At 63.6% G+C, this 25,411-nt stretch carries 25 protein-coding genes; 11 read left to right on the plus strand and 14 right to left on the minus strand.

Annotated elements, in window-relative coordinates; genetic code table 11:
- Positions 1–26: 26 nt before the first annotated feature.
- From FFI89_RS30420 to FFI89_RS30450, 7 genes are all read right to left on the minus strand, one after another.
- Positions 27–629 (minus strand): TadE/TadG family type IV pilus assembly protein, encoded by a 603-nt coding sequence (locus FFI89_RS30420; RefSeq protein WP_138831172.1) that lies wholly within the window; start codon positions 627–629, stop codon positions 27–29.
- A 20-nt stretch (positions 630–649) separates the two neighbouring features.
- The gene (locus FFI89_RS30425; RefSeq protein ID WP_138831173.1) at positions 650–1,210 is read right to left on the minus strand and encodes a TadE/TadG family type IV pilus assembly protein; all 561 of its coding nucleotides are present in this window, start codon (positions 1,208–1,210) and stop codon (positions 650–652) included.
- A 241-nt stretch (positions 1,211–1,451) separates the two neighbouring features.
- The gene (locus tag FFI89_RS30430) at positions 1,452–1,961 is read right to left on the minus strand and encodes a pilus assembly protein N-terminal domain-containing protein (protein WP_138831174.1); all 510 of its coding nucleotides are present in this window, start codon (positions 1,959–1,961) and stop codon (positions 1,452–1,454) included.
- Positions 1,962–2,168: 207 nt separating this feature from the next.
- Complete coding sequence (locus FFI89_RS30435; protein ID WP_138831175.1) at positions 2,169–2,999, minus strand: sterol desaturase family protein; 831 nt, start codon at positions 2,997–2,999, stop codon at positions 2,169–2,171.
- Positions 3,000–3,062: 63 nt separating this feature from the next.
- Positions 3,063–4,115 (minus strand): acyltransferase, encoded by a 1,053-nt coding sequence (locus FFI89_RS30440; RefSeq protein WP_138831176.1) that lies wholly within the window; start codon positions 4,113–4,115, stop codon positions 3,063–3,065.
- A gap of 8 nt (positions 4,116–4,123) precedes the next feature.
- The gene (locus FFI89_RS30445) at positions 4,124–5,575 is read right to left on the minus strand and encodes a hypothetical protein (RefSeq protein WP_138831177.1); all 1,452 of its coding nucleotides are present in this window, start codon (positions 5,573–5,575) and stop codon (positions 4,124–4,126) included.
- A gap of 17 nt (positions 5,576–5,592) precedes the next feature.
- The gene (locus FFI89_RS30450) at positions 5,593–6,423 is read right to left on the minus strand and encodes a sterol desaturase family protein (protein ID WP_138831178.1); all 831 of its coding nucleotides are present in this window, start codon (positions 6,421–6,423) and stop codon (positions 5,593–5,595) included.
- A 352-nt stretch (positions 6,424–6,775) separates the two neighbouring features.
- Between FFI89_RS30450 and FFI89_RS30455 the strand changes: the two genes are divergently transcribed.
- From FFI89_RS30455 to FFI89_RS30495, 9 genes are all read left to right on the plus strand, one after another.
- Positions 6,776–6,940, plus strand: coding sequence for a Flp family type IVb pilin (locus FFI89_RS30455; protein WP_138831179.1), 165 nt, complete (start codon positions 6,776–6,778; stop codon positions 6,938–6,940).
- Positions 6,941–7,177: 237 nt separating this feature from the next.
- Positions 7,178–7,702, plus strand: coding sequence for a prepilin peptidase (locus tag FFI89_RS30460; protein ID WP_138831180.1), 525 nt, complete (start codon positions 7,178–7,180; stop codon positions 7,700–7,702).
- Between the two features lie 121 nt (positions 7,703–7,823).
- Entirely contained in the window at positions 7,824–8,609 is a 786-nt protein-coding gene (gene cpaB / locus FFI89_RS30465; RefSeq protein ID WP_138831181.1) for a Flp pilus assembly protein CpaB, read from the plus strand.
- A gap of 17 nt (positions 8,610–8,626) precedes the next feature.
- A complete protein-coding gene (locus FFI89_RS30470) occupies positions 8,627–10,090 on the plus strand; it encodes a type II and III secretion system protein family protein (protein WP_138831182.1) in 1,464 nt (487 codons plus the stop codon).
- 21 nt (positions 10,091–10,111) lie between these two features.
- Positions 10,112–10,852, plus strand: a complete 741-nt coding sequence (locus FFI89_RS30475; protein WP_138831183.1) for a CpaD family pilus assembly protein — start codon at positions 10,112–10,114, stop codon at positions 10,850–10,852.
- Positions 10,849–12,114 (plus strand): AAA family ATPase, encoded by a 1,266-nt coding sequence (locus FFI89_RS30480; protein ID WP_138831184.1) that lies wholly within the window; start codon positions 10,849–10,851, stop codon positions 12,112–12,114. The genes FFI89_RS30475 and FFI89_RS30480 overlap by 4 nt, the downstream gene beginning before the upstream one ends.
- 18 nt (positions 12,115–12,132) lie before the next feature.
- Entirely contained in the window at positions 12,133–13,602 is a 1,470-nt protein-coding gene (locus FFI89_RS30485) for a CpaF family protein (RefSeq protein WP_138831185.1), read from the plus strand.
- 11 nt (positions 13,603–13,613) lie between these two features.
- On the plus strand, positions 13,614–14,591 hold the full coding sequence (locus FFI89_RS30490; protein ID WP_138831186.1) for a type II secretion system F family protein: 978 nt from the start codon (positions 13,614–13,616) through the stop codon (positions 14,589–14,591).
- Positions 14,592–14,600: 9 nt separating this feature from the next.
- Positions 14,601–15,575 (plus strand): type II secretion system F family protein, encoded by a 975-nt coding sequence (locus tag FFI89_RS30495; RefSeq protein ID WP_138831187.1) that lies wholly within the window; start codon positions 14,601–14,603, stop codon positions 15,573–15,575.
- A 143-nt stretch (positions 15,576–15,718) separates the two neighbouring features.
- Here the strand turns inward: FFI89_RS30495 and FFI89_RS30500 are convergent, their stop codons facing one another.
- Positions 15,719–16,531, minus strand: a complete 813-nt coding sequence (locus FFI89_RS30500; protein WP_138831188.1) for a tetratricopeptide repeat protein — start codon at positions 16,529–16,531, stop codon at positions 15,719–15,721.
- 135 nt (positions 16,532–16,666) lie between these two features.
- Here FFI89_RS30500 and FFI89_RS30505 point away from each other — a divergent pair, with 135 nt between their 5' ends.
- Both FFI89_RS30505 and FFI89_RS30510 read left to right on the plus strand, forming a co-directional pair.
- Positions 16,667–18,049, plus strand: coding sequence for a M17 family metallopeptidase (locus tag FFI89_RS30505; protein WP_138831189.1), 1,383 nt, complete (start codon positions 16,667–16,669; stop codon positions 18,047–18,049).
- Complete coding sequence (locus FFI89_RS30510) at positions 18,042–18,884, plus strand: NlpC/P60 family protein (RefSeq protein WP_138831190.1); 843 nt, start codon at positions 18,042–18,044, stop codon at positions 18,882–18,884. The genes FFI89_RS30505 and FFI89_RS30510 overlap by 8 nt, the downstream gene beginning before the upstream one ends.
- Here FFI89_RS30510 and FFI89_RS30515 read toward each other — a convergent pair.
- From FFI89_RS30515 to FFI89_RS30540, 6 genes are read right to left on the minus strand one after another with little or no spacing between them, the layout of a single operon-like run.
- Complete coding sequence (locus FFI89_RS30515; protein WP_138831191.1) at positions 18,881–20,506, minus strand: ABC transporter ATP-binding protein; 1,626 nt, start codon at positions 20,504–20,506, stop codon at positions 18,881–18,883. The two genes, FFI89_RS30510 and FFI89_RS30515, sit on opposite strands and share 4 nt — an antisense overlap.
- Entirely contained in the window at positions 20,507–20,986 is a 480-nt protein-coding gene (locus FFI89_RS30520; protein WP_168213105.1) for a type II toxin-antitoxin system VapC family toxin, read from the minus strand. It abuts the gene before it with no gap.
- Entirely contained in the window at positions 20,979–21,209 is a 231-nt protein-coding gene (locus FFI89_RS30525; RefSeq protein ID WP_138831193.1) for a hypothetical protein, read from the minus strand. Before FFI89_RS30525 ends, FFI89_RS30520 begins: the two co-directional genes overlap by 8 nt.
- A gap of 35 nt (positions 21,210–21,244) precedes the next feature.
- Positions 21,245–22,423 carry an ABC transporter permease gene (locus FFI89_RS30530; RefSeq protein WP_138831194.1) on the minus strand — a complete coding sequence of 393 codons (1,179 nt, stop codon included), beginning with the start codon at positions 22,421–22,423 and terminating at the stop codon, positions 21,245–21,247.
- Positions 22,423–23,532, minus strand: coding sequence for a microcin C ABC transporter permease YejB (locus tag FFI89_RS30535; protein WP_138831195.1), 1,110 nt, complete (start codon positions 23,530–23,532; stop codon positions 22,423–22,425). Before FFI89_RS30535 ends, FFI89_RS30530 begins: the two co-directional genes overlap by 1 nt.
- Before the next feature lie 3 nt (positions 23,533–23,535).
- Positions 23,536–25,404, minus strand: coding sequence for an extracellular solute-binding protein (locus FFI89_RS30540; protein WP_138831196.1), 1,869 nt, complete (start codon positions 25,402–25,404; stop codon positions 23,536–23,538).
- Positions 25,405–25,411 lie beyond the last annotated feature (7 nt).

Consider the following 25,411-nt stretch of genomic DNA (forward strand, 5'->3'; position numbering starts at 1 on the left):
TTTCCATTTGACCGGCGCGGCGTCGGTTACGACGTCGGACAGGGGGGAAGCGGGGTACCTGTAGCGGGCGTCGGATAGATCACGCAGGTCGACTGACGCGGGCGGGTAAAGGTGAAGTCGCTCAGCGTAATCGAGTTCTTCAGGACATAGCCGACTGTCGGGACAAAAGCGTAGCTGACCTCGCTGTAGATCAGATAGGTGCCGCCGACCTGAAGCGCGGTCGGGATCACAACCGTGGTCCCCACTGTCCGCGGCACGCTGCCCTTGCTCCATTGCACCCGCGCCGCCAGCGTCGACGGATCGACATAGAGTTCGGTGATGGTGGATTTAACCGGCGTCGCCGAATAGGGCGTCATGATCGCCGCGCTGGCGTTGAAGAAGTTCGTCAACTGGGTATCGACGACCGAGATGTTTTGCGACGTCAGGTCGGACAGCGTCCGCGCCATCAGCGTCACCTTGCGGTTGACGGCGACGCCGGTGGCGAACTCGTCGGTGCCGAAGAACAGGACCAGCATCACCGGGACGACCATGGCGAATTCGGTCGCGGCGAGGCCGCGGCAATCCCTGCGCAGGGCGGCAACGGAGTTGCGCAGGCGCGACCACATCGACGAGAGCTGTTTGGTTTTCATTGATCCGCCCATGAGTCCGCTCATGAGCAGGTCGGTCCAAAGGAAGTAAAGGGCTCGTTCTGGAACGCGGCGGTCGCGGTCAACAACCGCTTGCTGCCGCTCAAATTCGCGATATTGAAGCCGAGCCCGGTAACGATCAGCGGCCACTGATAGAACAGCCGCACCACCACGATATCGCCGTCCTTGCCGGGGCACCATTTCATATCGTTGACGAAGTTCTTGCCGGCATCGATCGGGTCAGTGATGTTCACGGCGCTGAAAGTCGGATAGCTTCGCACATCGATGTAGATACCATTGGCGCAATCGAACAGCGTCGAGACCTTGCTACAAACCTGGGTCTTGAACTGGGCCTGGGTCAGCGCCGCGTCCTGCACCTGACCGGTCATGACCGTGCGCGCGTTGTCCCCGGTGATAGTTTCGAGCGTCTGGCTGGCAAAGAACACCAGCGCCAGTTCGACGATCGCGAACAGCAGTGCGATGAATATCGGCGCGACCAGCGCGAACTCGACCACGACCGAACCGCGGTGGTTGCGGCGAAACCGGCGCAGAATATTTCCGGCGGGAGCGGCGGGCGAGGACATCGAGGAAACCTCAAGACACGGGAGAAACTTCCGCAGAGGATTAACTGAAACTGATTGTTGAAGTGTATCGTTCCGTGCGGACGGAACGCTCTGCTTCGTCAGGAAAGTCTTAGCCATGCCGAACGATCGCCAGACGCCTGACGCGGATGGCTTCCGCACCGCGCCCGCCGTCTTTCGTTTTGACGCGTTTTCTTTACGCGAACCGGCGGCCACTTCGCTCGAGAGCGCTTTGGAAGCAAGGTCAGTTGGACGATTTGGCGCCGGCCGCCGCCGAACCGCTGGCCTGGCTGGAAAGCGAGCCGGCCTGGTCGATCGCCGTTTTGAAGTAGCCCTCGCCGTCGCCGAGCGTGATCCGCCGCTGGCAGATCGGCATGCAGCTATAGGATTCGCGTTCGACCCCGCGGTAGACGGTGACGAGCTGATCGCTCGGGCCCTCGACCTGGATCTGGCGGTCCACCAGCACGTCGCCGCTGCGGTCCATCGCGATGAAATTGGTTGCGCCGTAGCCCTTGCCGGTCACGACGACGATGCCGCCGCTCTGCAGGGTGACGTCGGCGATCAGCGGGTTTCCGACGATGATGGTCGCGACCTTGGCAGGAAGCTTGAGGAGCTTTGCCTGGTCGACAAAGACGGCAATTCTGTCGGGATCGGGCGCGCCGAGACACACCGCTGGCCACAGCAGTGTTGCAACCGCGACGGAACGCAATCCAAAACGCGCGCGCGCGCGAATACGCTGGAACCTGAAAGACATACTGTACCCCGGGGCGTTACAAGCCGGCAAAAGCGATACGCAGCGGAACCGGCGCCCGACGGGGTGAATCTGACGACAATTCATGAAAGAAGTGCAAAGGGGGGCTGACAAATCCGAAATGCCCTCGGTTTCCCGGACCAGCGTTTGTTTCGACGCGTTTTCTTTACGCGAACCGGTGTCCACTTCGCTCGAAAACGCTCTGACCCGCTATTTCCGGAACGGATAGGCCAGTTGCCCGGTAAACTCGCGCGGGAACGACGCCTGGTCCTCGATGCCGTAGTCGCCCGGCAACCGGTCCGCCGGCATCCGGAAGGTGCCGAACAGGATATCCCAGAGCGGAAAGGTGCCGGCAAAATTGGTATCGCCGCCCTCCCCGCGCGCGGTGTGATGCCAGCGATGAAACACCGGCGTCGCCAGCACATATCTGAACGGCCCGAGCGTCCAGTTCAGGTTGGCGTGGACGAAGGCCGAATGGAAAATATTGAACGGGCCGAGCCACACCATCGCGACGGGTGAAATGCCGGCCAGCAGCAAGACGACGTCGACGCCGATCGTGCCCAGCAGCAGGTTGACGGGGTGAAAGCGCGCCGCCGAAATCCAGTCCACGTCCTCGGACGAATGATGAACGGCGTGGTATTTCCAGAAGCCGCCGCCATGGAACATGCGGTGCAGCCAGTACATCATGAAATCGGCCGCTACCAGCGAAAGCACCGCCTGCAGCCAAAGCGGCAACGCCGCCAGCGGGCCATGGCCGTTGTCGTAGAACGCGATCAACGCATCGGCGTCATGGATCCGGAAAATCAGCGCGGCGCCGAGTACCGCGAGCCCGACCCGGAACACGCGCGCGCACAGCGGAACCAGGAACCAGTAGCTGAGATCGGTGACGAGTTCGCGTTTGCGCCACCACGGCCTGCCGGGGTTGCAGGCCCAGAAATGCGACAGCACCGAGAACAGAAGCGCGAGCGCGAGCGTGACCGGCAGCACCTTGGCCAGGGTCTGGCCGAGCATGTCGACAACTTCGATCGGCAGATTGGACATGTCCCGCGTCTTACCGGAATTGGCGCCAGCCTGCCAGCTTGCGCCCTATGACCTGCGCGGACTTCAGCTGGCCGTTGCAATGGCCTTCGGCGCGCGGACCGCCGCCGCAAGGGCATGACCGATCCGGTTGAAACGACGCTCGATCAGGGGCTCGATCACGAAATAGCTCAGCGCCAGCGAAGCGCCGGTGACCAGCACGAACAGCGGGACCAGCCCTATCGGCCACAGCGCCGCGATCGCCGACACCAGCGCGAAGTGCACGAGATAAATGGCATAGGAGTGACGTCCCAGCAGCCCGACAAGGGAGATCGTCGCATTCGACGACAGGACCGCCCAGGCCAGCGCAAACAGAATGGCGACTTCCGCTCCCCATGCCGAGGCGAACAGCGAAGCCCCGACCAACAGCAGCGCACCGAACAGCGGCTGGCTCTTCCGTTCGATGAAGTCGTACAGCAGAATGCCGAAGCCGAAGCAGATTGCCTGGCGCGGCAGCCAGCAATAGTAGAAGCCCTCGGCAAGATAGGCCTGGCCTTGCGGCAGCGACGCGGCGAGGCGCGGGACCAGATACCAATCCGCCGCAAAATGCCCGACGACGCTTACCAGCGCGATGACGGCGTAAATCATCATCGGGCCGTTCGGCCGCCGGAACAGATAGATCAGAAGCGGAAACAGCAGATAAAACTGCATTTCCACGGCAATGCTCCAGCCACCCGGGACCACCGAGTTGAACGCCGTGACGCTGCCCCAATGCAGAAAAAGCAACGTCAATATGGCGTCTCCGGCCGCTATGCCGTCAGGCGCCCAGGCCTTGAAACCCTGGCCCTTGGTGATCAGGAGATAGAAGACGATCGCGATCCAGAACAGCGGAACGATCCTGAACGCACGGCGGATGTAGAACGAGCGGACCGCCGCGGAATCGACCTTGCCGCCGAAGGTCAGCATCATCGTATAGCCGCTGACGATGAAGAAAAGCTGGACGCCGAGTTCGCCGTATTCACCGGCGAACCACGAAAGGCCGGGAACGGCGCCACTCGCCGCGGCCGAGCAGTGCGAGAGAACCACGAGCAGGATGGCCACGCCGCGCAACAAATCGAGGGATTGATTGCGGTGGGTCATGGCACCGCTCAGGGGGCGGTACGAACATGCAACACGGCGTTCCGGTCGGAATAGACGCGCTGCCAGCCGCCGATGTTATCGAGCAGACCCACTGCCGGCGTCGACGGCGTCAGCAGCACGGCATCGATATCCCAGGTCTTGAGGATTTCGAGAAACTGGTTGACGTCCTTGAGCTGCAGCGCGCGGAAATAGGCCATTTCGAATGCCTCGCCGTACAACTCGGCCCGCCCGTCGATGAACACCGGCATCTTGCGCCAGATCAGGTAGCCACCGAACGGAAGATCGTTGAGGACCCGCTTCGGATGGCGCGCCTGCAGCGCCTCCACGGCGGCCGCGGGCGACTGCACCTCGGGCGGTGAAAACGCCGATTTGGCTGCGAGCGCCCAGGTCGCAGCGCCGAGCATGACGGCCAGCGCCGTGGCGGATGCCAACGGTGCCGTGATCCTCGCAAACCTTGTCGGCTGCAGCGCGAACTGCGAGGCCACCGGCGCCAGCGCGACGAGCGGCAGCAGCAGCGCGAATATTTCGAGGTTCCTGACATGCGAGAGCGCCATGTGCAGCAGGCCCAGCACCAGCGCGATCCGCGGCGGCGAGAGCTTGACGCCGCAGTACAGCGCGGCGGCGATCAGCACCAGGATCGACGTCTCGAACGCGCCGAGGCTGCTGAAATCAGCCGGCATCCATTCGTAGATCAGATGCAGCAATTCGCCGAGATCGAGGATCTTGCGCGAGGCCAGTATCGATCCCCATCCATACGGCGTGGCGCAGCACGCCGCCAGCGCGCCGACGCCGAACACCGCCCAGCGCAGCAGCAAAGGCTTTTGCCGTGCGACGTCCGCATTCCACAATGCATCGATCGCAAAGGCGCCGACCAGCACCAGCCCGAAGATGAACCCGCCGTGCAGATTGGCCCACAGCGCGATCAGCGGCAGCAGCCACAATGACGGCGCTTCGCCGCGCTCGCTGGCCGACACCAGGCCATACGCCCAGGCCAGCATGACCGGCAGCACCAGCACATGCGGCCGTGCCAGGAAATGCTGCGTCGACAGCACGAGCGCCGCGAGCGTCACGACGATCGCATAGGTGGCGGGAATGCGGCGGCTGAGAATCCAGGCCAGGAACGCAAAGGCGACGGCAATGCTGGCCGCGGCAAGCGCCACCGGCCCGGTCCAGCCGGCCAGACCGTAGCTGCCCGCGAGCAGCACCTGCGCCAGCCAGGACGACGACGTCCACGGCTCACCCGCTTTGGTGAAGGAATAGATATCGGCACGCGGAAGCGCACCGTGATCGAGGATCGATTGCCCGACCAAGATCTGCCAGTAGGTATCGGAATCGTTCAGGAGCCGGTCGCCACAGACCAGCAGCACCGCATAGGCGCCGATCCCGAGCCAGAGCCAGGCCGGCACCTGAGCGAGGCTGAAGGTTTTCTCCTGACGGATCGCTCCGGCGTCGATACTCATGAAGGGGCTTCCCGGGATTACTGCCGAAACGGATAGACCAGCTGTCCGCCGATCTCGTGCGGCACCGCCTGATCGCCGTCGACACCGTAATTGTCAGGCAGCTTGCCTTCCGGCATCCGGAACGTACCGAACAGGATGTCCCATACCGGAAACGTCCCGGCGAAATTGGTATTACCGCCCTCTTCGAGCGAGGTGTGATGCCAGCGATGGAACACGGGCGTCGCCAGCACGTATTTGAACGGACCGAGCGTCCAGCTCAGGTTGGCGTGAACGAAGGCGGAGTGGAACGTCGTGAACGGTCCGACCCACAGCATGATATTGGGCGAAATGCCCGCCATCAGCAGGATGACGTCGACCATGATGGTTCCGATGAACAGGTTGACCGGATGAAAGCGCGCCGCGGAAATCCACTCGAGATCCTCGGAAGAATGATGGATCGCGTGATACTTCCAGAAGCCGCCGCCATGAAACATGCGATGCAGCCAGTACAGCATGAAGTCGGATGCGACCAGGAACAGCAGCGCCTGGACCCAGAGCGGAAGCTCCGACAGCGGACCGTGGCCGTTGTCGTAGAACGCGATCAGGCCGTCGGAATCATGAATGTTGAAGATCATGCCGGCGCCGAGCACCATTAGCCCGATGCGAAACACACGGCCAAACACCGGCACGAAGAACCAGTAGCAGAGGTCGGTGACGAGTTCGCGCTTGCGCCACCACGGCTGTCCGGGATTGCAGGCCCAGAAATGCGAGAGCAGCGTAAACACCACCGCCAGCCCTATCGTGACCGGCACGACCTTCGCCATCGTCTGGCCCATCATCTCAACAACTTCGAGGGGCAAATTGGACATGGCGGCCTCATGTGAACGGAGGCTACTGGAGTATCCGTTTGCGCTTAAGGAGCCGTGAATCCAGCAGGCAGGCGAGCGCGGCGTCACGCACGCGGCCGCATGATACCTCGCGCAATATCGCGCAATATAAGGTCACCATATAGGTCACCGGCCGCGTAATCGCATTTTACGAATCGCCTTAATGCGACATTTACTCTGCTTAGGAACTGCCGGTTCCCGGCGTTTTTGCACGATCGAATTAACTGCGTCGAAATTGTCGCACCCTAGGGTGACGCCATGGTCACGGTGCTGAGAACGCCGGCGAGACCAAATGTTAGTTCGACCAGCCACGTGTACACAGGAGTTATCTCTTATGAAGAATCTCGTTTCGCGTTTCGTGAAGGATGAGTCCGGCGCTACCGCCATCGAATACGGCCTGATTGCCGCCGGCATCGCGATCGCCATCATCACCGCCGTCAACGGCGTCGGCAGCAAGCTGTCGAGCAACTTCGTTACGATCTCGAACTCGCTGAAGTAAGCGACCGTCGAGCCAGCTTCAAAGGCCCCGGCAAGCCCGGGGCCTTTGTTATTTTCCGAAGGTGGTTTCCGAACGGTCACCGGTTTCCACACCGGTCTGCCGGATCTCACCTGGCCTGGCGATCCGACCTTGCGATATCTGGCCGTTTTCCGATTGTTCATGTCTGGCGGCTAGGCTCCGCCGATGCTTGAGACCAAAGCTTGGATTTGGCGCTGACAGTGCGGGCTGTGTGAAATCATGATCCTCGATATTGCCCGTCTTATGCTGTTTCCGGCCCTGATGGCGTTCGCGGCCGCAAGCGACCTCTTCACGATGACGATCTCGAACCGGGTATCGCTGGCGCTGGTCGCCGGCTTCCTGGTGCTTGCGGCGCTGGGCGGCATGGGCCTGCACGACATGCTGCTGCACATCGGCGCCGGCGCGACCGTGCTGGTCGTGGCCTTCGGCTGCTTCGCGATGGGCTGGGTCGGGGGCGGCGACGCCAAGGTGGCGGCCGGCGTGGCGCTCTGGCTCGGTTTCGACCATCTGCTCGACTATCTGGTCTACGCGTCGCTGTTCGGCGGGGCGCTGACGATCCTGCTGCTCCAGTTCCGGCAATGGCCGCTGCCCTACCCGCTCGCAGGCCAGGCCTGGCTGAGCCGGCTGCACGACAAGCAGAGCGGAATCCCCTACGGCATCGCGCTCGCGATCGGCGCGCTGATGGTCTATCCGGAGACCGAATGGATCAAAGCGGTGGACCTCGCCCACCTCGCCATGCGCTGACCGGGGTAACCCTCCGTTAAGGCAATTTACACACGCCTCATTAACCATGCTTTGACGAATAGCTGGTCAACTCCCATCACGGCGGCAGCAGCGTCGCGGCGTAATGTGGAAAGTGAAGCGTATGAATACCGCACGCATTGTCGTGTTGACCATCGCGATCGGCGCCGGCGGCATCGCCGCCTATCTCGCCAGCGGGTCCGACAAGGCTGACGCGCCGGTCCAGCCGGTCGCACAGCTCCCGACGGTGGATATTCTTGTCGCGAAATCCGATATCGGCCTCGGCCAGTCGGTCAAGGCCGCGGATCTGCAGTGGCAGACCTGGCCGACCGCGTCCGCCGGCAATTTCATCAGCCGGGTCAGCCGGGCCGACGCCGTCAAGGACATCACCGGTTCGATCGCGCGCTCGCCGTTCATCGCGGGTGAGCCGATCCGGGAGCAGAAACTGGTGAAGGCTGACGGATCAGGCTTCATGGCCGCGATCCTGCCCACCGGATTCCGGGCCGTTTCGACCGAAATTTCGCCGGAAACCGGCGCCGGCGGCTTCATTCTGCCGAACGACCATGTCGACGTGATGCTTACCAAGCGCGAGAAGAATCCCGACAGCAAGGCGCCGGACCTCGTCAGTGCGGAAATCATCCTGACCAACATCCGCGTTCTCGCGATCGACCAGGCGCCGAAGGAAAAAGACGGCACCAACACCCTCGTCGGCAAGACGGTCACCCTGGAGCTGAAGCCCGAACAGGCCGAGACGCTGGCCCGTGCACGCCAGAGCGGCACGCTGTCGCTGGCGCTGCGCAGCATCGTCGACGTCAAGACGGTCGAGATCAAGATTGACGAATCCAGGCGCGGCGAAGGCGTCAATGTCGTTCGTTACGGCATTGCCAGCCAGCAGTTGATGCAGAAGTGACCGAAAGGACCCACGATATGAAGTGCAGGGGAGATCAGCCGATGCGGACATTCGTCGTCCGCGCCCTGTCGTTTTCGGCCGTGGCCGCGCTCACGCTCAACCCGGCGCTGACGCCGGTGGTGGCCGCCGACTATCGCCCTGTCGCGCCTGTCGCCGTCGACGGGCAAATGAACGCACGCCCGCTTTCGCTCGGTATCGGCAAATCCATCGTCATCGACCTGCCGCGCGACATCAAGGACGTGCTGGTGGCCGATCCGAAGATCGCCAACGCCGTGGTCCGCTCCACCCAGCGCGCCTATATCATCGGCGCCGCGGTCGGCCAGACCAACATCGTGTTCTTCGATTCCGCCGGCCAGCAGATCGCGGCCTATGACATCGCGGTCACCCGCGACCTCAACGGCGTGCGTGCGGCCCTGAAGCAGGCGCTGCCGAACTCCGACATCCGGATCGAGGGCGTGGGCGACGGCGTCATGCTGTCAGGTACGGCAGCGAACCCGATCGACGCCCAGCAGGCCAACGATCTCGCCGCCCGCCTCGCCGGCGGCGTGGACAAGGTCGTGAATTCGATCGCGGTCCGCGGCCGCGACCAGGTGATGCTGAAGGTCACGGTTGCCGAGGTCCAGCGCTCGATCATCAAGCAGCTGGGCATCGACCTTTCCGCCAACCTCACCTACGGCACGGCGGTCGTCAAATTCAACAACGCCAACCCGTTCACGGCCAACAGCGGCCCGCTGGTGCCCACCAACGCCATCGCCACCTCGTTCGGGTCGACACCGTCGGTCACGGCGACGCTGCGCGCGATGGAAAGCGCAGGCGTCGTGCGGACGCTTGCGGAGCCGAACCTGACGGCGATCTCCGGCGAATCGGCGACCTTCATCTCGGGTGGTGAGTTTCCGATACCGACCGGCGTAACCTGCCAGACCACCACAGCCGGCGCGATCGGGCAGTGCGTCCAAACCGTCAGCTTCAAGAAATTCGGCATCTCGCTCAACTTCACGCCGGTCGTGCTGTCCGAGGGACGCATCAGCCTGCGGGTGATGACGGAAGTGTCGGAGGTCTCGACCGAGAACGCGCTGACCGGCGGCCAGGGCGGGACGACGATCCCCTCGATCAAGACCCGCCGCGCGGAAACGACCCTCGAAATTCCCTCCGGCGGCGCAATGGCGATGGCCGGCCTGATCCAGCAGCAGACCAAGCAGGCGATCAACGGCTTGCCCGGCCTGGCGCAAATCCCGGTGCTGGGTACGCTGTTCCGCAGCCGCGACTTCGTCAACAACCAGACCGAGCTGATGGTGCTGGTGACGCCCTATATCGTCCGCGCGGTCGCGCAGAAGGACCTGTCGCGCCCGGATGACGGCTTTGCGGCCGCGTCGGACCCGCAGGCCGATCTGCTCGGCAGCATCAATCGCATCTACGGCGTTCCGGGCCGCGTCGAGCCGGCACGGAATTATCGCGGCAGCTACGGCTTTATTACGGACTGAGGCGGGACGATGACACGACAGATGACATCCAGAACACTCGCCGATCGCAAGCGCGCGTTCCTTGTTGCGGGAGCGCTGATCGGCGTTTCCGTGGCACTCGGCGCCTGCCAGCACACCAATGAGGTGGTGACGACGGCGAGCGTGCCCGACGATTATCGCCTCCGCCATCCGATCGCGGTCCAGGAGGCCGATCGCTCGATCATCGTGTTCGTCGGCCGCGGCCGCGGCGGCATTTCCGCCGCCCAGCGCACCGACGTGATGGGCCTGGCCCAGCTCTGGCTTCAGGAAGGCACCGGCGCCATCAGCATCGACATGCCCGTCGATACCCCGAATGCCCGCGCCGCCCAAGATTCGCTGCGCGAGATCCAGGCGACCTTCGCCGCCGCCGGCATCCCGCCGCGGGCGATCAATGTCCGCCAGTACCATCCGGAAGATCCCCGACACATGGCGGCGATCCGACTGAATTATCCGAAGATCTCGGCGGTGGCCGGTCCCTGCGGCCTCTGGCCCGAGGACATCGGCCCCTCGATCAACAACAAGGGCTACTACGACAACAAGTCCTATTACAATTTCGGCTGCGCCAACCAGCGCAACCTGGCGTCGATGGTCGACAATCCATCCGACCTGGTCCAGCCGCGTCCCGAGACCCCCCCTTACTGGCCGCGGCGTAATGCTGCCTTCGAGAAGTACAAAAAAGGCACGTCCACCACGACCGCCTATCCCGAGGCCGACAGGGCCAAACTCAGCGATACCGGCAAATGATCAGCTACGCGCGCCAGAACCCAGAACAGCAGCCGGAGGCCTCGCCGTCGGCGGACGATCATATTGCGCCGGCGCCGCGGGTATCGGTGCAGGCCTTCTGCGAGACGGTTGAAACCGCGGCTGCCGTGCAGTCGGCGGGTGAAGACCGTCGTCTCGGCAAGGCGCATCTCAAGATCCAGATGGGCGGCATGGCCGCCGCCATCGAGGCGTATCGTTCGGCGCCGACCCCGAACGTGATCATCCTGGAGACCGAAGGCCGCCACGACATCCTCACCGGCCTCGACCAGCTCGCCACCGTGTGCGACGCCGGAACCCGCGTGATCGTGATCGGCAAGATCAACGACGTCACGCTCTATCGCGAACTGGTGCGCCGCGGCGTCAGCGACTACGTGATCGCCCCGGTCACCGCCATCGACGTCGTGCGGTCGGTCTGCAACCTGTTCTCGGCTCCGGAGGCCAAGGCGGTCGGACGTATCATCGCCGTGGTCGGAGCCAAGGGCGGCGTCGGCGCTTCCACCGTCGCCCACAACGTCGCCTGGGCGATCGCGCGCGATCTCGCGCTGGATTCGGTGGTCGCCGATCTCGACCTCGCCTTCGGCACCGCCGGCCTCGACTACAACCAGGATCCGCCGCAGGGCATCGCCGACGCGGTATTCTCGCCCGACCGGGTCGATACCGCCTTCATCGACCGCCTCCTGTCGAAGTGCACCGACCACCTCAGCCTGCTGGCGGCGCCGGCGACGCTCGACCGGGTCTACGATTTCGGGGCCGACGCCTTCGATTCCATCTTCGACACGCTGCGCACCACGATGCCCTGCATCGTGCTCGACGTTCCGCATCAATGGACGGGATGGGCCAAGCGCGCGCTGATCGCGGCCGACGACATCCTGATCGTCGCGGCGCCCGACCTCGCCAATCTGCGCAACACCAAGAACATCGTTGACCTGCTGAAGGCACAACGGCCGAACGACCGCGCGCCACTGTATTGCCTCAACCAGGTCGGTATCCCGAAGCGTCCGGAGATTCCGACCAGCGAGTTCGCCAAGGCGATCGAGAGCCAGCCGATCGCGACGATCCCGTTCGAGCCACAGATCTTCGGCTCGGCCGCCAATAACGGTCAGATGATCGCGGAAATCTCCGCCAATCATCGCACCACCGAGATGTTCCTGGAGATAGCGCAGCGGCTCACCGGCCGCGGCGAGACCAAGAAGCCCAAGGGGTCATTCCTTGCACCTTTGATCGAGAAGTTGCGGGCCAAGTAGCCCGCCTGGAGTACCATCGTGTTCGGTAAGCGTAGCGGAAATGATAGCGATACTCGGGCGCCGAAGCCCGCTTTTCAGGCGCCGGAACCGGTTTCCAGCGCCGCAGCCGTTTCGCGTGAAGTAGCAGCGCCAGCCGTTGCCTCACCGCCGATTGCGCCGATGAAACCGCCGCCGCCCGCCCCCACCATCGAGGCGCGGCGCTCCGACAATTACTACCAGGTCAAGGCGACGATTTTCGGCGCCCTGATCGAGGCGATCGACCTCGCCCAGCTCGCCAAGCTCGACGGTGAGTCCGCGCGCGAGGAAATCCGCGACATCGTCAACGAAATCATCGCGATCAAGAACATCGTGATGTCGATTGCCGAGCAGGAAGAACTGCTCGACGACATCTGCAACGACGTGCTCGGCTACGGTCCGCTGGAGCCGCTGCTGTCGCGCGACGACATCGCCGACATCATGGTCAACGGCGCCGGCACGGTGTTCATCGAAGTCGACGGCAAGATCCAGAAGACCGGCATCCGCTTCCGCGACAATCAGCAGCTTCTCAACATCTGCCAGCGCATCGTTAGCCAGGTCGGCCGGCGCGTCGACGAATCCTCGCCGATCTGCGACGCCCGCCTCGCCGACGGTTCCCGCGTCAACGCCATCGTGCCGCCGCTGGCGATCGACGGCCCTGCGCTCACCATTCGAAAATTCAAGAAGGACAAGCTGACCCTCGATCAGCTGGTCAAGTTCGGCGCGATCTCGCCGGAAGGCGCGGAGATCCTCCAGATCATCGGCCGCGTCCGCTGCAACGTGCTGATCTCAGGCGGTACCGGTTCCGGCAAAACCACGCTGCTGAACTGCCTGACCCAGTTCATCGAACACGACGAACGCGTGATCACCTGCGAAGACGCCGCCGAACTGCAGCTGCAGCAGCCCCATGTGGTGCGGCTGGAAACCCGGCCGCCCAACATCGAGGGCGAAGGCCAGGTCACGATGCGCGAACTGGTCCGCAACTGCTTGCGTATGCGCCCTGAACGCATCATCGTCGGCGAAGTCCGCGGACCCGAGGCATTCGATCTGCTGCAGGCCATGAACACCGGCCATGACGGCTCGATGGGCACGCTGCATGCCAACAATCCCCGCGAAGCGATGTCGCGCTGCGAATCGATGATCACGATGGGCGGCTTCTCGCTGCCCTCGCGCACCATTCGCGAGATGATCTGCGCCTCGATCGACGTCATCGTGCAGGCCGCGCGCCTGCGCGACGGCTCGCGCCGCATCACCCACATCACCGAGGTGATGGGCATGGAAGGCGACACCATCATCACCCAGGATCTGTTCGTGTACGAGCTGATCGGCGAAGACGCCAACGGCAAGATCATCGGACGGCACCGCTCGACCGGCATTGGCCGGCCGCGCTTCTGGGAACGCGCGCGATATTACGGCGAGGAGAAGCGGCTCGCGGCCGCACTCGACGCCGCCGAAGTCGCCGAGCACAAGTAACGGAGCGGGCAATGAACATTCAAACGCTCGCACTGGCCTTTCTCGCCTTCACCGCCATCGGCGGCCTGGCATGGGTCTTTATCTATCCGTCGCTGTCGGGAGAGAAGAAGGCCGAGTCCCGCCGCGCCTCGATCGCGCGGACCGAACCCGCGGCGCGTCAGGTCGACAAGAGCCAGCGCTCGCGCCGCGAGCAGGTCGAGGGGTCGCTGAAGGAACTCGAAGCGCGCCGCCAGAAGGAAAAATCCGTCCCGTTGACCATGCGGCTGGCGCAGGCCGGCCTCGGGACCTGGACGCCGCAGAAGTTCTGGATGGCGTCCGGCGTCTGCGCCGCGGTCTTCTTCGTCGTTGCGTTCGCAGCCGGCGGCGGACTGCTGGGCGGCCTCGGCATGGCGTTCGCCGCGGGCTTCGGCCTGCCGCGCTGGATGCTGGGCTACCTCAAGACCCGCCGCGAGAAGGCGTTCCTGAAGGCGCTGCCGGATGCCGTCGACGTCATCGTGCGCGGCATCAAGGCCGGTCTGCCGCTGTTCGACTCGATCAAGGTGGTCGCGGCCGACGCGCCGGAACCGCTGAAGAGCGAGTTCCTCGCCATCATCGAAACCCAGACCATCGGCATGCCATTGGGCGACGCCTGCGCGCGCCTGTTCGAGCGGATGCCGGTGCCGGAGGCGAACTTCTTCGGCATCGTGATCGCGATCCAGCAGAAGTCCGGCGGCAATCTGTCGGAAGCGCTCGGCAACCTCTCCAAGGTGCTGCGCGACCGCAAGAAGATGGCGGAAAAGATTCAGGCGATGTCGATGGAAGCCAAGGCCTCGGCGGGCATCATCGGCTCGTTGCCGCCGATCGTGATGCTGCTGGTCTGGATTTCGACGCCCGACTACATCTCGCTGCTTTGGACCACGCCAGTCGGCCAGTTCATGCTGGTGTGCTGCGTCGGCTGGATGACCTGCGGCGTGCTCGTAATGAAGAAAATGATCAACTTCGACTTCTGACGGTGCAGTATGATTCAGTTTATGATCGAAAAGCTTCATGACGCCCGGTTCATGACCATGCTGCTTGCAGCCATCGCCGCGAGCGCCACCGCCTACACCCTGATCATGCCGCTGTTTGCCGGCGAAGGCCTCGCCAAGCGGATGAAGGCGGTCGCCAGCGAGCGCGAGCGGCTCCGCCAGCGCGAGCGCGAGCGGCTCAACAAGTCGGAAAAGGTGTCGCTGCGGCAGACCCCGAAGCAGCTCGTTTCCAAGGTGGTGGAAGACTTCAACCTCGGCAAGTGGCTGGCGCAGGAAGCCGCCCGCGACAAGCTGATCATGGCCGGCTATCGCGGCCAGGCGCCCTACATCACCTTCCTGTTCGCCCGCGCGGTGACGCCGATCGCGCTGTTTCTCGGCGCCGTGCTCTACGTGTTCGTGATCACGCACATGGAAAAGGCGATGTCGGTCAAGCTCGGCATCTGCGTCGCCGCCGCCTATGCCGGATTGCAGGCGCCGATGCTGTTCCTGAAAAACGCGATCAGCAAGCGCCAGCTCTCGATCAAGCGTGCCTTTCCCGACGCGCTCGACCTGCTGCTGATCTGCATCGAGTCCGGCATGTCGGTCGAAGTCGCGTTCCGCAAGGTCGCCACCGAAATCGTCTCGCAATCGGTGGCGCTGTCGGAAGAGTTCGCGCTGACCACGGCCGAACTGTCCTATCTGCAGGACCGCAAGGTGGCGTATGAAAATCTCGCCAAGCGCACCGGTCTCGAAGGCGTGAAATCGGTCTGTCTGTCCCTGATGCAGTCGGAACGCTACGGTACGCCGCTCGGCCAGAGCCTGCGGGTGATGGCGCAGGAAAACCGCGACATGCGGATGAACGAGGCCGAGAAGAAGGCCGCGGCATTGCCGCCGAAACTCACGGTGCCGATGATCCTGTTCTTCCTGCCCTGCCTGTTCATCGTCATTCTCGGGCCGACCTACATCAAGATCTCGGCGATGCCGTAAGACGGCCGGCGCGGCAGAGGCCGCGCCAAGGCTTTGTCTGTTCCAAGGCGCTGTGCTTCCACGGCCTGTGTTTCCAAGGCGCTGTTTTTCAACGGCCTTGTCTTGCAACGGCCGTGTCTTGCAACGATCAGGGTTGAATTCTGTCAGTCGGGCCGGTTGAGGGCGGCAACCGGCACGGTCTTGCCGCCGCGCGGGTCCTTGCGGCTCAGCATCTCCCGCAGGTAAGTCACGTTCGCCGTCGCCTCGTCGGCCGGCAGATCGCCCTTGGCGATGGTCTCGGCTTCCGCGAAACGGCCCTGCAGGCCGACCACCAGAGCGAGGTTCTGGCGCACCCGGCCGTCGGCACGCGGATTGCCGTAGGCGCGCCGCAGCGTTTCCTCGGCTTGCGGCAATTCCCGCGTCAGCATGTAGGAGAGGCCGAGATTGGACAGCACCGACGGTTCGTCCGGCACGATCTTCAGCGCGGAGTCGTAATAGCGACGGGCTTCATCGTGCTTGCCCATCTTGTCGAGCGTCGTGCCCTGCACCGAGAGAATGCGCCAGTCGGGATTGGCGGGCGAATGGGCGCGGCTCAGCACATCGAAGGCGGCCTGCGAATTGCCGTTGTCGGCCAGCGCGCGGCCGTAGCCGGCGAGCAGCGCCTTGTTGCCGGGATTGGCGATGGTGGCCTGTTCGAGCACGGCGGCGGCCTGCGCGCGCTGCCCGGTGGCGCGAAGCGCCTGGCCGTAGGCCAGCGCCGCTTCGGCATCCTTGGGATTGGCACGATAGCGCTCGCCGTAGACGTCAACCGCTTGCCGCGGATCATCGGGGACGGCGGCTGTCTTCGGCGACGTAATCGCGCCCGTCACATCGGACATGGTCTGGCAGCCGCCAAGGCTTGCGGCCAGAGCCGCGCTCACGGCCGCGGATGCGAGAAGCCGGGCAAGATACCCGGCATGGCTGGACTGTCGACGCATGGTACTTCAACTCGCGGGGTATCGGGCGAACGGAGCCGAACGCGACAGCAATAGACTGTTAACCCTAACGGCTGGTTAATTGGCCGTGCTATGCAAACCGCGGCACGCCCGCCCGCCCCGCTTTACGAGACCAGCATGCATTCCCTGTTCGAGACCGCGCCGACCGCCCCCGCCATTCCGATTACGTTCGCCACCAAGACGACATGGCCCGCCATCGCCAAGGGCCTTCCCGAACCGTCCCGGCAATTTGCCGCAGCCAACGACTTCACCGCCAAACCCGGCAAGTGCCTGATCCTGCCCGCGCCCGACGGGCAGATCGCGCAGGTCGTCTTCGGCCTGGAGGACGAAGGCAGCAACTCCCGCGACCTGTTCCGGCCCGGCGCGCTGCCGGGCCTGCTGCCTTCAGGCGTCTATCGCTTTGCCAACGCGCCGCACGACGTGCGCCTTGCGACACTTGCGTTCGCGCTCGGCAGCTATCGCTTCGGTCGCTATCGCAAAGCCGAAAAGCCCGGTGTCCGGCTGGTCCCGCCCGACGGCGTCGACGTCGCCGATATCGTGCGGATGGCGGAAGCCGCATCGCTGGCGCGCGACCTCATCAACACGCCGTCGAACGACATGGGCCCGGAGCAACTGGCGCAGGCGGCCGAGGTACTGGCAAAGCGCTTCGGCGCCAGCTTCGCTTGCATCGTCGGCGACCAGCTGCTCGCACAGAACTTTCCGCTGATCCACGCCGTCGGCATGGCCTCGACCCGTGCGCCGCGGCTGATCGATATGCGTTGGGGCGATCCCGCCCACCCCAGGGTGACCCTGGTCGGCAAGGGCGTCTGCTTCGACACCGGCGGCCTCGACCTGAAACCGTCGAGCGGCATGCTGATTATGAAAAAGGACATGGGCGGCGCCGCCAATGTGCTGGCGCTGGCGCAGATGGTGATGGACGCCAAACTGAAAGTCCGGCTGCGGGTGCTGATCCCCGCGGTCGAGAACGCGGTCGCCGGCAACGCCTTCCGTCCGCTCGACATCTTCAGCTCGCGCAAGGGCCCGACGGTGGAGATCGGCAACACCGACGCCGAAGGACGGCTGGTATTGGCCGATGCGCTGGCGCTGGCGGACGAGGAGAAGCCGGACCTGCTGGTCGATCTGGGCACCCTGACCGGTGCGGCGCGGGTGGCGCTGGGGCCTGATTTACCGCCCTTTTACACCAATGATGAGACGCTGGCGGGCGACGTCGCGGTCCATGCGAAAAGGGAGAACGATCCGTTGTGGCGATTGCCGCTGTGGCCGGCCTACGATTCATGGCTGGATTCGAAGGTCGCCGACATCAACAACGCACCGTCGGGCGGATTTGCCGGCTCGATCACCTGCGCGCTGTTCCTGCAGCGCTTCGTGACCGACGCGAAAAGCTGGTTGCATGTCGATATTTACGGCTGGACGCCTTCCGCCAAACCCGCGCGCCCCGAGGGCGGCGAATGCCAGGCGGCGCGTGCAATCTACAAACTGTTGAGCCAACGCTATGGATGACCCGCGCCTGACGCCGGCGCGACCCGAGGTCGCCGCCAAATATCTCGAAGGCAAGGTCAAGGCCGCGCGCTTTGTCGAAGGTGAGGTGTTCGAAGTCGCCGAGGCGATTGCGCCGCTGCGCTCAGGCCCCTTCGCCGACGCCGAGCTGGCGACGCAGGCGCTGAAGGGCGAACGCGTCACGGTTTACGACCGCAACGGCGAAGGTTTTGCCTGGGGTCAACTCAACAGCGACGGTTATGTCGGCTGGATGGCCGATGCCGCGCTGGCAAAGATCGCCGCCTCGCCAACGCACAAGGTGACGGCGTTGCGCACCTTCGCGTTTCCGGGTCCCTCGATCAAATTGCCGCCGGTCGAGACGCTGTCGTTGGGCGCGAGAGTGACCGTGAGCCGCGACGACGGCGCCTTCGCCGTCACCCCCGACGGCTGGTATCTGCCGCGGCGGCATCTCGGTCCGCTCGACGCGCTCGAAGACGATTTCGTCGCGGTCGCCGAACGATTTGTCGGCACGCCCTATCTGTGGGGCGGCAAGACCAGCCTCGGCATCGATTGCTCCGGCCTGGTCCAGGTGTCACTCAACGCCGCCGGCACCGGCTGCCCGCGCGACAGCGACATGCAGCGGGACGGCCTCGGCCGGACGTTGAACGCGGCCGAAATGCACAAACTGCAACGCGGCGACCTGATCTTCTGGAAGGGACATGTCGCGATCGTCAGGGATAGCGAGACCATCGTGCACGCCAATGCGCATCACATGGCAACGGTGATCGAGAACACGCGCGAAGCCATCGCGCGCATCAAGGCCGCCGGCAGCGAGGTCACGGCGATCAAGCGGCTCTAGACCCCGGCCGCCCCACTCGGAACGGCTTCGATCCGGAACGCCGCGGCAAACAGCGCGCGGGTGTAGTCGCTCTTCGGATTCTTGAACAGTTCCGCCGCCCGGCCTTCCTCGACCACCTTGCCGAGGCGCATCACGATCAGATGGCTGGCCAGAGATGCCACCACGCGCAAATCGTGCGAGATGAACATGTAGGTCAGGTCGCGCTTGCGCTGCAGTTCGCGCAACAGATCGACCATCTGGGCCTGAAGCAGCATGTCGAGCGCGCTGGTCGGCTCGTCCAGCACGACGAAGTTCGGCTCCAGCACCACCGCACGCGCGATCGAAATGCGCTGGCGCTGGCCGCCGGAAAATTCATGCGGATAGCGGAAGCGCCATTCCGGGTTGAGCCCGACATCCTCCAGCGCCTTGATGACGCGCGTCTCGCGCTCCTCGTACGACAGCGAGGGCTGATGCACGCTCAAGCCCTCGGCGACGATATCGCCGACCGACATCCGCGGGCTCAACGCGCCGAACGGATCCTGAAACACGATCTGCATGTCGCGCCGATACGGCAGCATCGCCTTGAAGCGCAGCCCCTGAATGTTGTTGCCGAGAAACACGATCGGCCCGTCGGAGGAAATCAGGCGCAGCAACGCAAGTCCCAACGTGGTCTTGCCCGAACCGGATTCGCCGACGACGCCGAGCGTCTCGCCCTTGCGTACCGCGAGACTCACACCGTCGACCGCCTTGATGTGCCCGACGGTCGAGCGCAGCAGGCCCCGCTTGATCGGAAACCAGACCTTCAAATTTTCGGCCGACATCACGACCGGCGATTCCGGCCTCGGCGGCGCCGGATCGGGCTTTGGCTCGGCAGCCAGCAGCGCGCGGGTATAGGCATGTTTCGGCGCAGTAAAGACCTGCTCGACCGGCCCCTGCTCGACGATCTTGCCCGAATTCATGACGCAGACGACGTCGGCGATGCGGCGCACGATGCCGAGATCATGGGTGATAAACAGCAGACTCATGCCGAGCCGCGCGCGAATTTCGGCGAGCAGCGCCAGGATCTGCGCCTGCACGGTGACGTCGAGCGCGGTGGTCGGCTCGTCCGCAATCAGCAGGTCCGGTTCGTTGGCGAGCGCCATCGCGATCATCACGCGCTGGCGCTGACCGCCCGACAACTGATGCGGATAGCTCTTCAGCCGGGTCTCGGGATCGGGAATGCCGACCTGATTCAATAGTTCAAGCGTTCGCGCCCGCGCCATCGCGCCGCGGATACCGTTGTGAAGAAACAGGATCTCGCCGATCTGCGCCTCGATGGTGTGAAGCGGATTGAGCGAGGTCATCGGCTCCTGGAAAATGATCGAGATGTCGTTGCCGCGGATCTCGCGCATCTCGTTCTCGGACGCCGTCAAGAGATCGCGGCCCCGGAAACGGATGCTGCCCGAGGGGTGCGAGGCGCTCGGATAGGGCAGCAGTTTCAGGATCGACAGCGCGCTGACGGATTTTCCCGAGCCGGATTCGCCGACCAGCGCCACGCACTCGCCGCGCTTGATGGAAAACGAGACCTGGTCGACCGCAAGCGTATTGCCGAACGCCACCGAGAGGTCTCGAACGTCGAGCAAGGGCTGGTTGATGGCGTCCATTTACGAAAGATCCTGAACCAGCTTGAGCAGCGTACCGTCCTCGTGTCCGACGCGAACCATTCCGACAGGAAGTTTCAGATCCCGATCGGAAGACACGAATGTGTTGCACCCCGCCTGTATCGCGGTAACGACGTGAATCGCATCTGGCAGCTTTGGCATCGATCCCCGCGCTTCGAAAGACGGCCGCACGAGATTTCTTCTGTAGTCGGCTGTCTCAATCAATATGCCGCGCGTCACGGGAAGCAAATCGAAAAGGCCACTGTGCAAAATCAACGTCAGGTAGCTCCGACGCTGAATGACATTCGCCTTTGGTAGCACTTCTGCCAAAGTAAATTCACTGGTGTAGGCCGGCTCCGCCTGACGCCTCAGGGCCTCGAAAAGCGAATGGAGTTGGGAGGAACTCTCGCTGGCGCCCTCTATTGCGTAAATGAAAGCGTTCGAATCCAGATAGATTCTGCGACCGGGCAGCTGGTCAGTCATCCCATTCATCTCGATCGCGACGCAGATCGTCGTCGATCTCCCGGGCAGTCCGGAAAGGCGGCGCCCGTAACGCCCATATCTCTTCGGCGCTCATCACCTGTCTTGGCGGCTTCGCCTCTTCTTCGACGATCGTGACCGTAACGGTCGCCGTCGGATCCACGCCAGCCCGTAAATCTTCCGGTAGCTTCGATGCGGGATAATGTTCCCTGACGATCCTGTTCATACCTCACCTCTCGGCAACCAAGATATACCACGATTTTACCGGAACGTCTTGCGCGGATCGAAGGCGTCGCGCGCGGCTTCGCCGATGAAGATCAGCAGCGACAGCATGATCGCGACCGAGAAAAAGCCGGTGAAGCCGAGCCACGGCGCCTGCACGTTGGCTTTGGCCTGCGACAGCAATTCGCCCAGCGACGGCGAGCCGGGCGGCAGGCCGAAGCCGAGGAAATCCAGCGCCGTCAGCGTCATCACCGAGGACGACACGATAAACGGCAGAAACGTCATGGTCGCCACCATCGCATTCGGCAGCAGATGGCGGAACATGATGGTGGCATTGGAGACGCCGAGCGCGCGCGCCGCCTGGATATATTCGAAGTTTCTCCCGCGCAGGAATTCGGCGCGCACCAGCCCCACCAGCGATACCCAGGAGAACAGCAGGAGAATGCCGAGCAGGATGAAGAAGCCCGGCGGCAGCACCGCCGAGATGATCAACAGCAGATAGAGCGACGGAATCGCGTTCCAGATTTCGATGAAGCGCTGGAAGCCGAGATCGATCCAGCCGCCGAAATAACCCTGCACCCCGCCAGCGGCGATGCCGATGATCGAGGAGACGATGGTCAGCGTCAGGCCGAACAATACCGAGATACGGAAACCGTAGATTAGGCGTGCCACCACGTCGCGGCCCTGATCGTCAGTGCCGAGCCAGTTATATTCGAGATCGCGGCAGCCGCTGAGATGCTTCTTCTGCACCACTTCGCTGCACTGCTGTTCGGTCAGCATCCAGGTCGGCTTCGACGGCGCCGGCGTCGGCAGATCGAGGTTATGGGTGTCGTAGGAATAGCGGATCAGCGGCCAGAAGATGGTGCCGCCCTTGTCGGCGATCTGCTTCTGCAGATAGGGATCGCGATAATCCGCGGCGGTCTCGAAGTCGCCTCCAAACGTGGTCTCGGAATAGCTGACGAAGGCCGGCCAGTAGAGATGGCCGTCATACTTGATCAGGAACGGCCGGTCGTTGGCGATCAATTCGGCAAACAGCGAGACCACGAACAGGACCAGGAAGATCCAGAACGACCAGTAGCCGCGGCGGTTCGCCTTGAAGTTCTGCCAGCGACGGCGGTTGAGCGGCGACGGCGCGAACCGGCTGCGCGTGATCGGCACCGCCTCGCCGAGCGGCGCTTGCGTCGTGGTCTCAATCGGCTGGGGCGCAATGACCGTCATCAGACCTCGCGCGCCTCGAAATCGATCCGTGGATCGATCCACATATAAGCGAGATCGGAGACCAGATTGACCACGAGACCGACCAGCGAAAAGATGAACAGCGTGCCGAACACCACCGGGTAGTCGCGGTTCAGCACGCTCTCAAACCCGAGCAGGCCGAGGCCGTCGAGCGAGAAGATAGTTTCGATCAAAAGCGAGCCGGAGAAGAAGGCGTGAATGAACGCGCCGGGAAAACCCGCGATCACGATCAGCATCGCGTTTCGGAAGACGTGATTGTACAGCACCTGCCGCTCGCTGCAGCCCTTGGCCCGCGCCGTCATCACATACTGCTTGCGGATTTCGTCGAGGAACGAGTTCTTGGTCAGCAGCGTCATGGTGGCGAAAGCGCCCAGCGCCATCGAGATCAGCGGCAGCGTGATATGCCAGAAATAGTCGATGATCTTCCAGTACCACGGGAATTGCGCCCAGCCGTCCGAGGTCAGGCCGCGCAATGGGAAGATGTTGAAGAACGAGCCGCCGGCGAACAGAATGATCAGCAGGATCGCGAACAGGAAGCCCGGTATAGCAAAGCCGACGATGATGATGGCCGAGGTCCAGGTATCGAACCGCGAGCCGTCCTGCACCGCCTTGCGGATGCCGAGCGGAATCGAGATCAGATAGGTCAAGAGCGTCATCCAGATCCCGAGCGACATCGAAACCGGCAGCTTCTCCTTGATGAGCTGGAGCACGCTGACGTCGCGGAAATAGCTCTTGCCGAAATCGAAGCGGGCGAAGTTCCACAGCATCAGGGCGAAACGCTCCGGCGCCGGCTTGTCGAAGCCGAACTGCGTTTCCAGCTTCTTGATGAAGTCCGGATCGAGCCCCTGCGCGCCGCGATATTTCGAACTGACCGCGTCCGCGGCCGCGCCGACCTGGCCACGCGCGACGATGTCGCCGCCGGAAGATCCCGAAATCCGGGAGGTGCCGCCGGTGTCGGCGCCGGAAAGCTGCGCCAGCACGCGCTCCACCGGTCCGCCCGGTGCGAACTGCACGACGATGAACGAGACCAGAAGGATCCCCAACAGCGTCGGGACCATCAGCAGAATGCGGCGGGCGATATAGGAGGCCATGAATTACTTCGCCTGCTCTGACTTGCCGGCCTTGGCGGGATCGGCCCACCAGTTGTCGGGCGCGCCGGTGCCTTGCGCGTAGCGTGCCGGCTTCGGCGGATGCGCGAACAGGTCCCAATACGCCACCGGGTGCGTCGAGCGGTACCACTGCGGCACCCAGTAGCGGCCGGCGCGAAACACCCGGTCGAGCGCGCGGCAGGCGTTGGTCAGGTCGTTCCGCGTTTCGGCGCTGATGGCTTTGTCGACCAGAGCGTCGATCGCCGGATTGGCTACTCCGGCCAAATTGTACGATCCCTTGGTGGCAGCCGCCTGCGACGTAAAATACGGCCGTAGGCTGTCGCCCGGCGTCGCCGACATGCTCAGGCGCTGGGTCGTGATGTCGAAATCGAACGACTCGACGCGGGCGCGGTATTGAACGGCGTCGATCATCCGGATCGCGGCATCAATGCCGAGCTGGCCGAGATTTTTGATGAAAGTCGCGTGATGCGGCTGGAACGACACCTCATCGAGCAGGAATTCGATCGTGAAAACCTCGCCGTTCGGCAGCACCCGCTTGCCGTCCTTTACGGGAAGTCCGGCTTCGTGCAGCAATTGCTGCGCCTTGCGCAGCAGCGCGCGGTCCTGTCCGGAGCCGTCGGACACCGGCGGCACGAACGGCTGACCGAACACCTCGTCCGGCACCTTCCCGCGGAACGGCTCGAGCAGCTTCAACTCTTCCGGCGACGGCAGCCCGGTCGCCACCATGTCCGAATTCTGGAACGGCGAGCAGGTGCGCGCATAGGCGCCGTACATCACGGTCTTGTTGGTCCATTCGAAGTCGAACGCGTAGTTGACCGCCTCGCGCACCCTGGGGTCCTTGAGCTTGTCGCGACGGGTATTGAAGAACCAGCCCTGGCCGCCGGACGGCGTTTCGTCCGGCAACGTCTCGCGCTTGACGCGGCCGTCCTTGACTGCCGGAAAATCGTAACGCGTGGCCCAGATGCGCGCGGTGAACTCTTCGCGGTAAAGATAGCTCTTGCCGGAAAAGCCTTCGAACGCCACGTCGCGGTCGCGATAGAACTCGTAGCGCACGGTATCGAAATTGAAGTTGCCGCGGCAGACCGGAAGATCGGCCGCCCACCAGTCCTTGACCCGGTCGTATTCGACGTAGCGGTTGGCCTCGTATCGGCCGACCTTGTAGGGCCCGGAGCCGAGCGGCGCCTCGAGCGTCGATTCGTCGAACGGGCGCGTCGCGTAATAGGCTTTCGAGAAGATCGGCAGGCCCGCCACGTAGAGCGGCACGTCGCGCGCCCGGTTCGGCGCGAACATTACGGCCACCGTCGCATCGTCGAGCGCCTCGGCCTTCACCAGATCGCGCAACTGCACCAGAATCAGCGGGTGGCCTTTTTCCTTCAGCGTGTTGATCGAGAAGGCGACATCATGGGCGGTCAGCTTCGAGCCGTCGTGAAACCGGGCCTCGGGCCGCATCGAGAAGCGGTAGGTCAGCTTGTCAGGCGAGATCCGCACCGACTTCGCCGCCAGACCATACATCGCATCGGGCTCGTCGTTGGCCCGCACCATCAGCGACGCAAAGGTCATGTCCATGCCCTGGGCGCCCTCGCCCTTGAGGATGTAGGCGTTGAACGAATTGAAGGTCTGAAACGATTGATTGTAGGCGCGCACCGACGGGATCAGGGAGAACGCCCCGCCCTTCGGCGCCACCGGATTGACGTAGTCGAAATGGTGGAAGTCGGCCGGATATTTCAGATCGCCGAACACCGACAGCCCGTGCGTTTCGGCGCCGCCTTCGGCGTAAGCGAGCGGCCCGAGCTGCACAGCGCTCAGCGCGCCGACGCCGAGGCCGAGCACGTGCCGGCGATTGAACAGCGCCATGGACGAT

The organism is Bradyrhizobium sp. KBS0727, from assembly GCF_005937885.2.
In the GTDB taxonomy this organism is placed as follows: Bacteria; Pseudomonadota; Alphaproteobacteria; order Rhizobiales; family Xanthobacteraceae; genus Bradyrhizobium.

Excerpts from the sequence above, each read along its gene's own strand:
- FFI89_RS30535 (WP_138831195.1), bottom strand. The coding sequence starts at position 23,532 with ATGGCCTCCTATATCGCCCGCCGCATTCTGCTGATGGTCCCGACGCTG.
- FFI89_RS30490 (WP_138831186.1), top strand. The coding sequence starts at position 13,614 with ATGAACATTCAAACGCTCGCACTGGCCTTTCTCGCCTTCACCGCCATC.
- FFI89_RS30475 (WP_138831183.1), top strand. The coding sequence starts at position 10,112 with ATGACATCCAGAACACTCGCCGATCGCAAGCGCGCGTTCCTTGTTGCG.
- FFI89_RS30425 (WP_138831173.1), bottom strand. The coding sequence starts at position 1,210 with ATGTCCTCGCCCGCCGCTCCCGCCGGAAATATTCTGCGCCGGTTTCGC.
- FFI89_RS30530 (WP_138831194.1), bottom strand. The coding sequence starts at position 22,423 with ATGACGGTCATTGCGCCCCAGCCGATTGAGACCACGACGCAAGCGCCG.
- FFI89_RS30515 (WP_138831191.1), bottom strand. The coding sequence starts at position 20,506 with ATGGACGCCATCAACCAGCCCTTGCTCGACGTTCGAGACCTCTCGGTG.
- FFI89_RS30435 (WP_138831175.1), bottom strand. The coding sequence starts at position 2,999 with ATGTCCAATCTGCCGATCGAAGTTGTCGACATGCTCGGCCAGACCCTG.
- FFI89_RS30480 (WP_138831184.1), top strand. The coding sequence starts at position 10,849 with ATGATCAGCTACGCGCGCCAGAACCCAGAACAGCAGCCGGAGGCCTCG.
- FFI89_RS30505 (WP_138831189.1), top strand. The coding sequence starts at position 16,667 with ATGCATTCCCTGTTCGAGACCGCGCCGACCGCCCCCGCCATTCCGATT.
- FFI89_RS30510 (WP_138831190.1), top strand. The coding sequence starts at position 18,042 with ATGGATGACCCGCGCCTGACGCCGGCGCGACCCGAGGTCGCCGCCAAA.
- FFI89_RS30430 (WP_138831174.1), bottom strand. The coding sequence starts at position 1,961 with ATGTCTTTCAGGTTCCAGCGTATTCGCGCGCGCGCGCGTTTTGGATTG.
- FFI89_RS30455 (WP_138831179.1), top strand. The coding sequence starts at position 6,776 with ATGAAGAATCTCGTTTCGCGTTTCGTGAAGGATGAGTCCGGCGCTACC.
- FFI89_RS30500 (WP_138831188.1), bottom strand. The coding sequence starts at position 16,531 with ATGCGTCGACAGTCCAGCCATGCCGGGTATCTTGCCCGGCTTCTCGCA.
- FFI89_RS30420 (WP_138831172.1), bottom strand. The coding sequence starts at position 629 with ATGAAAACCAAACAGCTCTCGTCGATGTGGTCGCGCCTGCGCAACTCC.
- FFI89_RS30470 (WP_138831182.1), top strand. The coding sequence starts at position 8,627 with ATGAAGTGCAGGGGAGATCAGCCGATGCGGACATTCGTCGTCCGCGCC.
- FFI89_RS30460 (WP_138831180.1), top strand. The coding sequence starts at position 7,178 with ATGATCCTCGATATTGCCCGTCTTATGCTGTTTCCGGCCCTGATGGCG.
- FFI89_RS30495 (WP_138831187.1), top strand. The coding sequence starts at position 14,601 with ATGATTCAGTTTATGATCGAAAAGCTTCATGACGCCCGGTTCATGACC.
- FFI89_RS30450 (WP_138831178.1), bottom strand. The coding sequence starts at position 6,423 with ATGTCCAATTTGCCCCTCGAAGTTGTTGAGATGATGGGCCAGACGATG.
- FFI89_RS30525 (WP_138831193.1), bottom strand. The coding sequence starts at position 21,209 with ATGAACAGGATCGTCAGGGAACATTATCCCGCATCGAAGCTACCGGAA.
- FFI89_RS30445 (WP_138831177.1), bottom strand. The coding sequence starts at position 5,575 with ATGAGTATCGACGCCGGAGCGATCCGTCAGGAGAAAACCTTCAGCCTC.
- FFI89_RS30520 (WP_168213105.1), bottom strand. The coding sequence starts at position 20,986 with ATGACTGACCAGCTGCCCGGTCGCAGAATCTATCTGGATTCGAACGCT.
- FFI89_RS30440 (WP_138831176.1), bottom strand. The coding sequence starts at position 4,115 with ATGACCCACCGCAATCAATCCCTCGATTTGTTGCGCGGCGTGGCCATC.
- cpaB (WP_138831181.1), top strand. The coding sequence starts at position 7,824 with ATGAATACCGCACGCATTGTCGTGTTGACCATCGCGATCGGCGCCGGC.
- FFI89_RS30540 (WP_138831196.1), bottom strand. The coding sequence starts at position 25,404 with ATGGCGCTGTTCAATCGCCGGCACGTGCTCGGCCTCGGCGTCGGCGCG.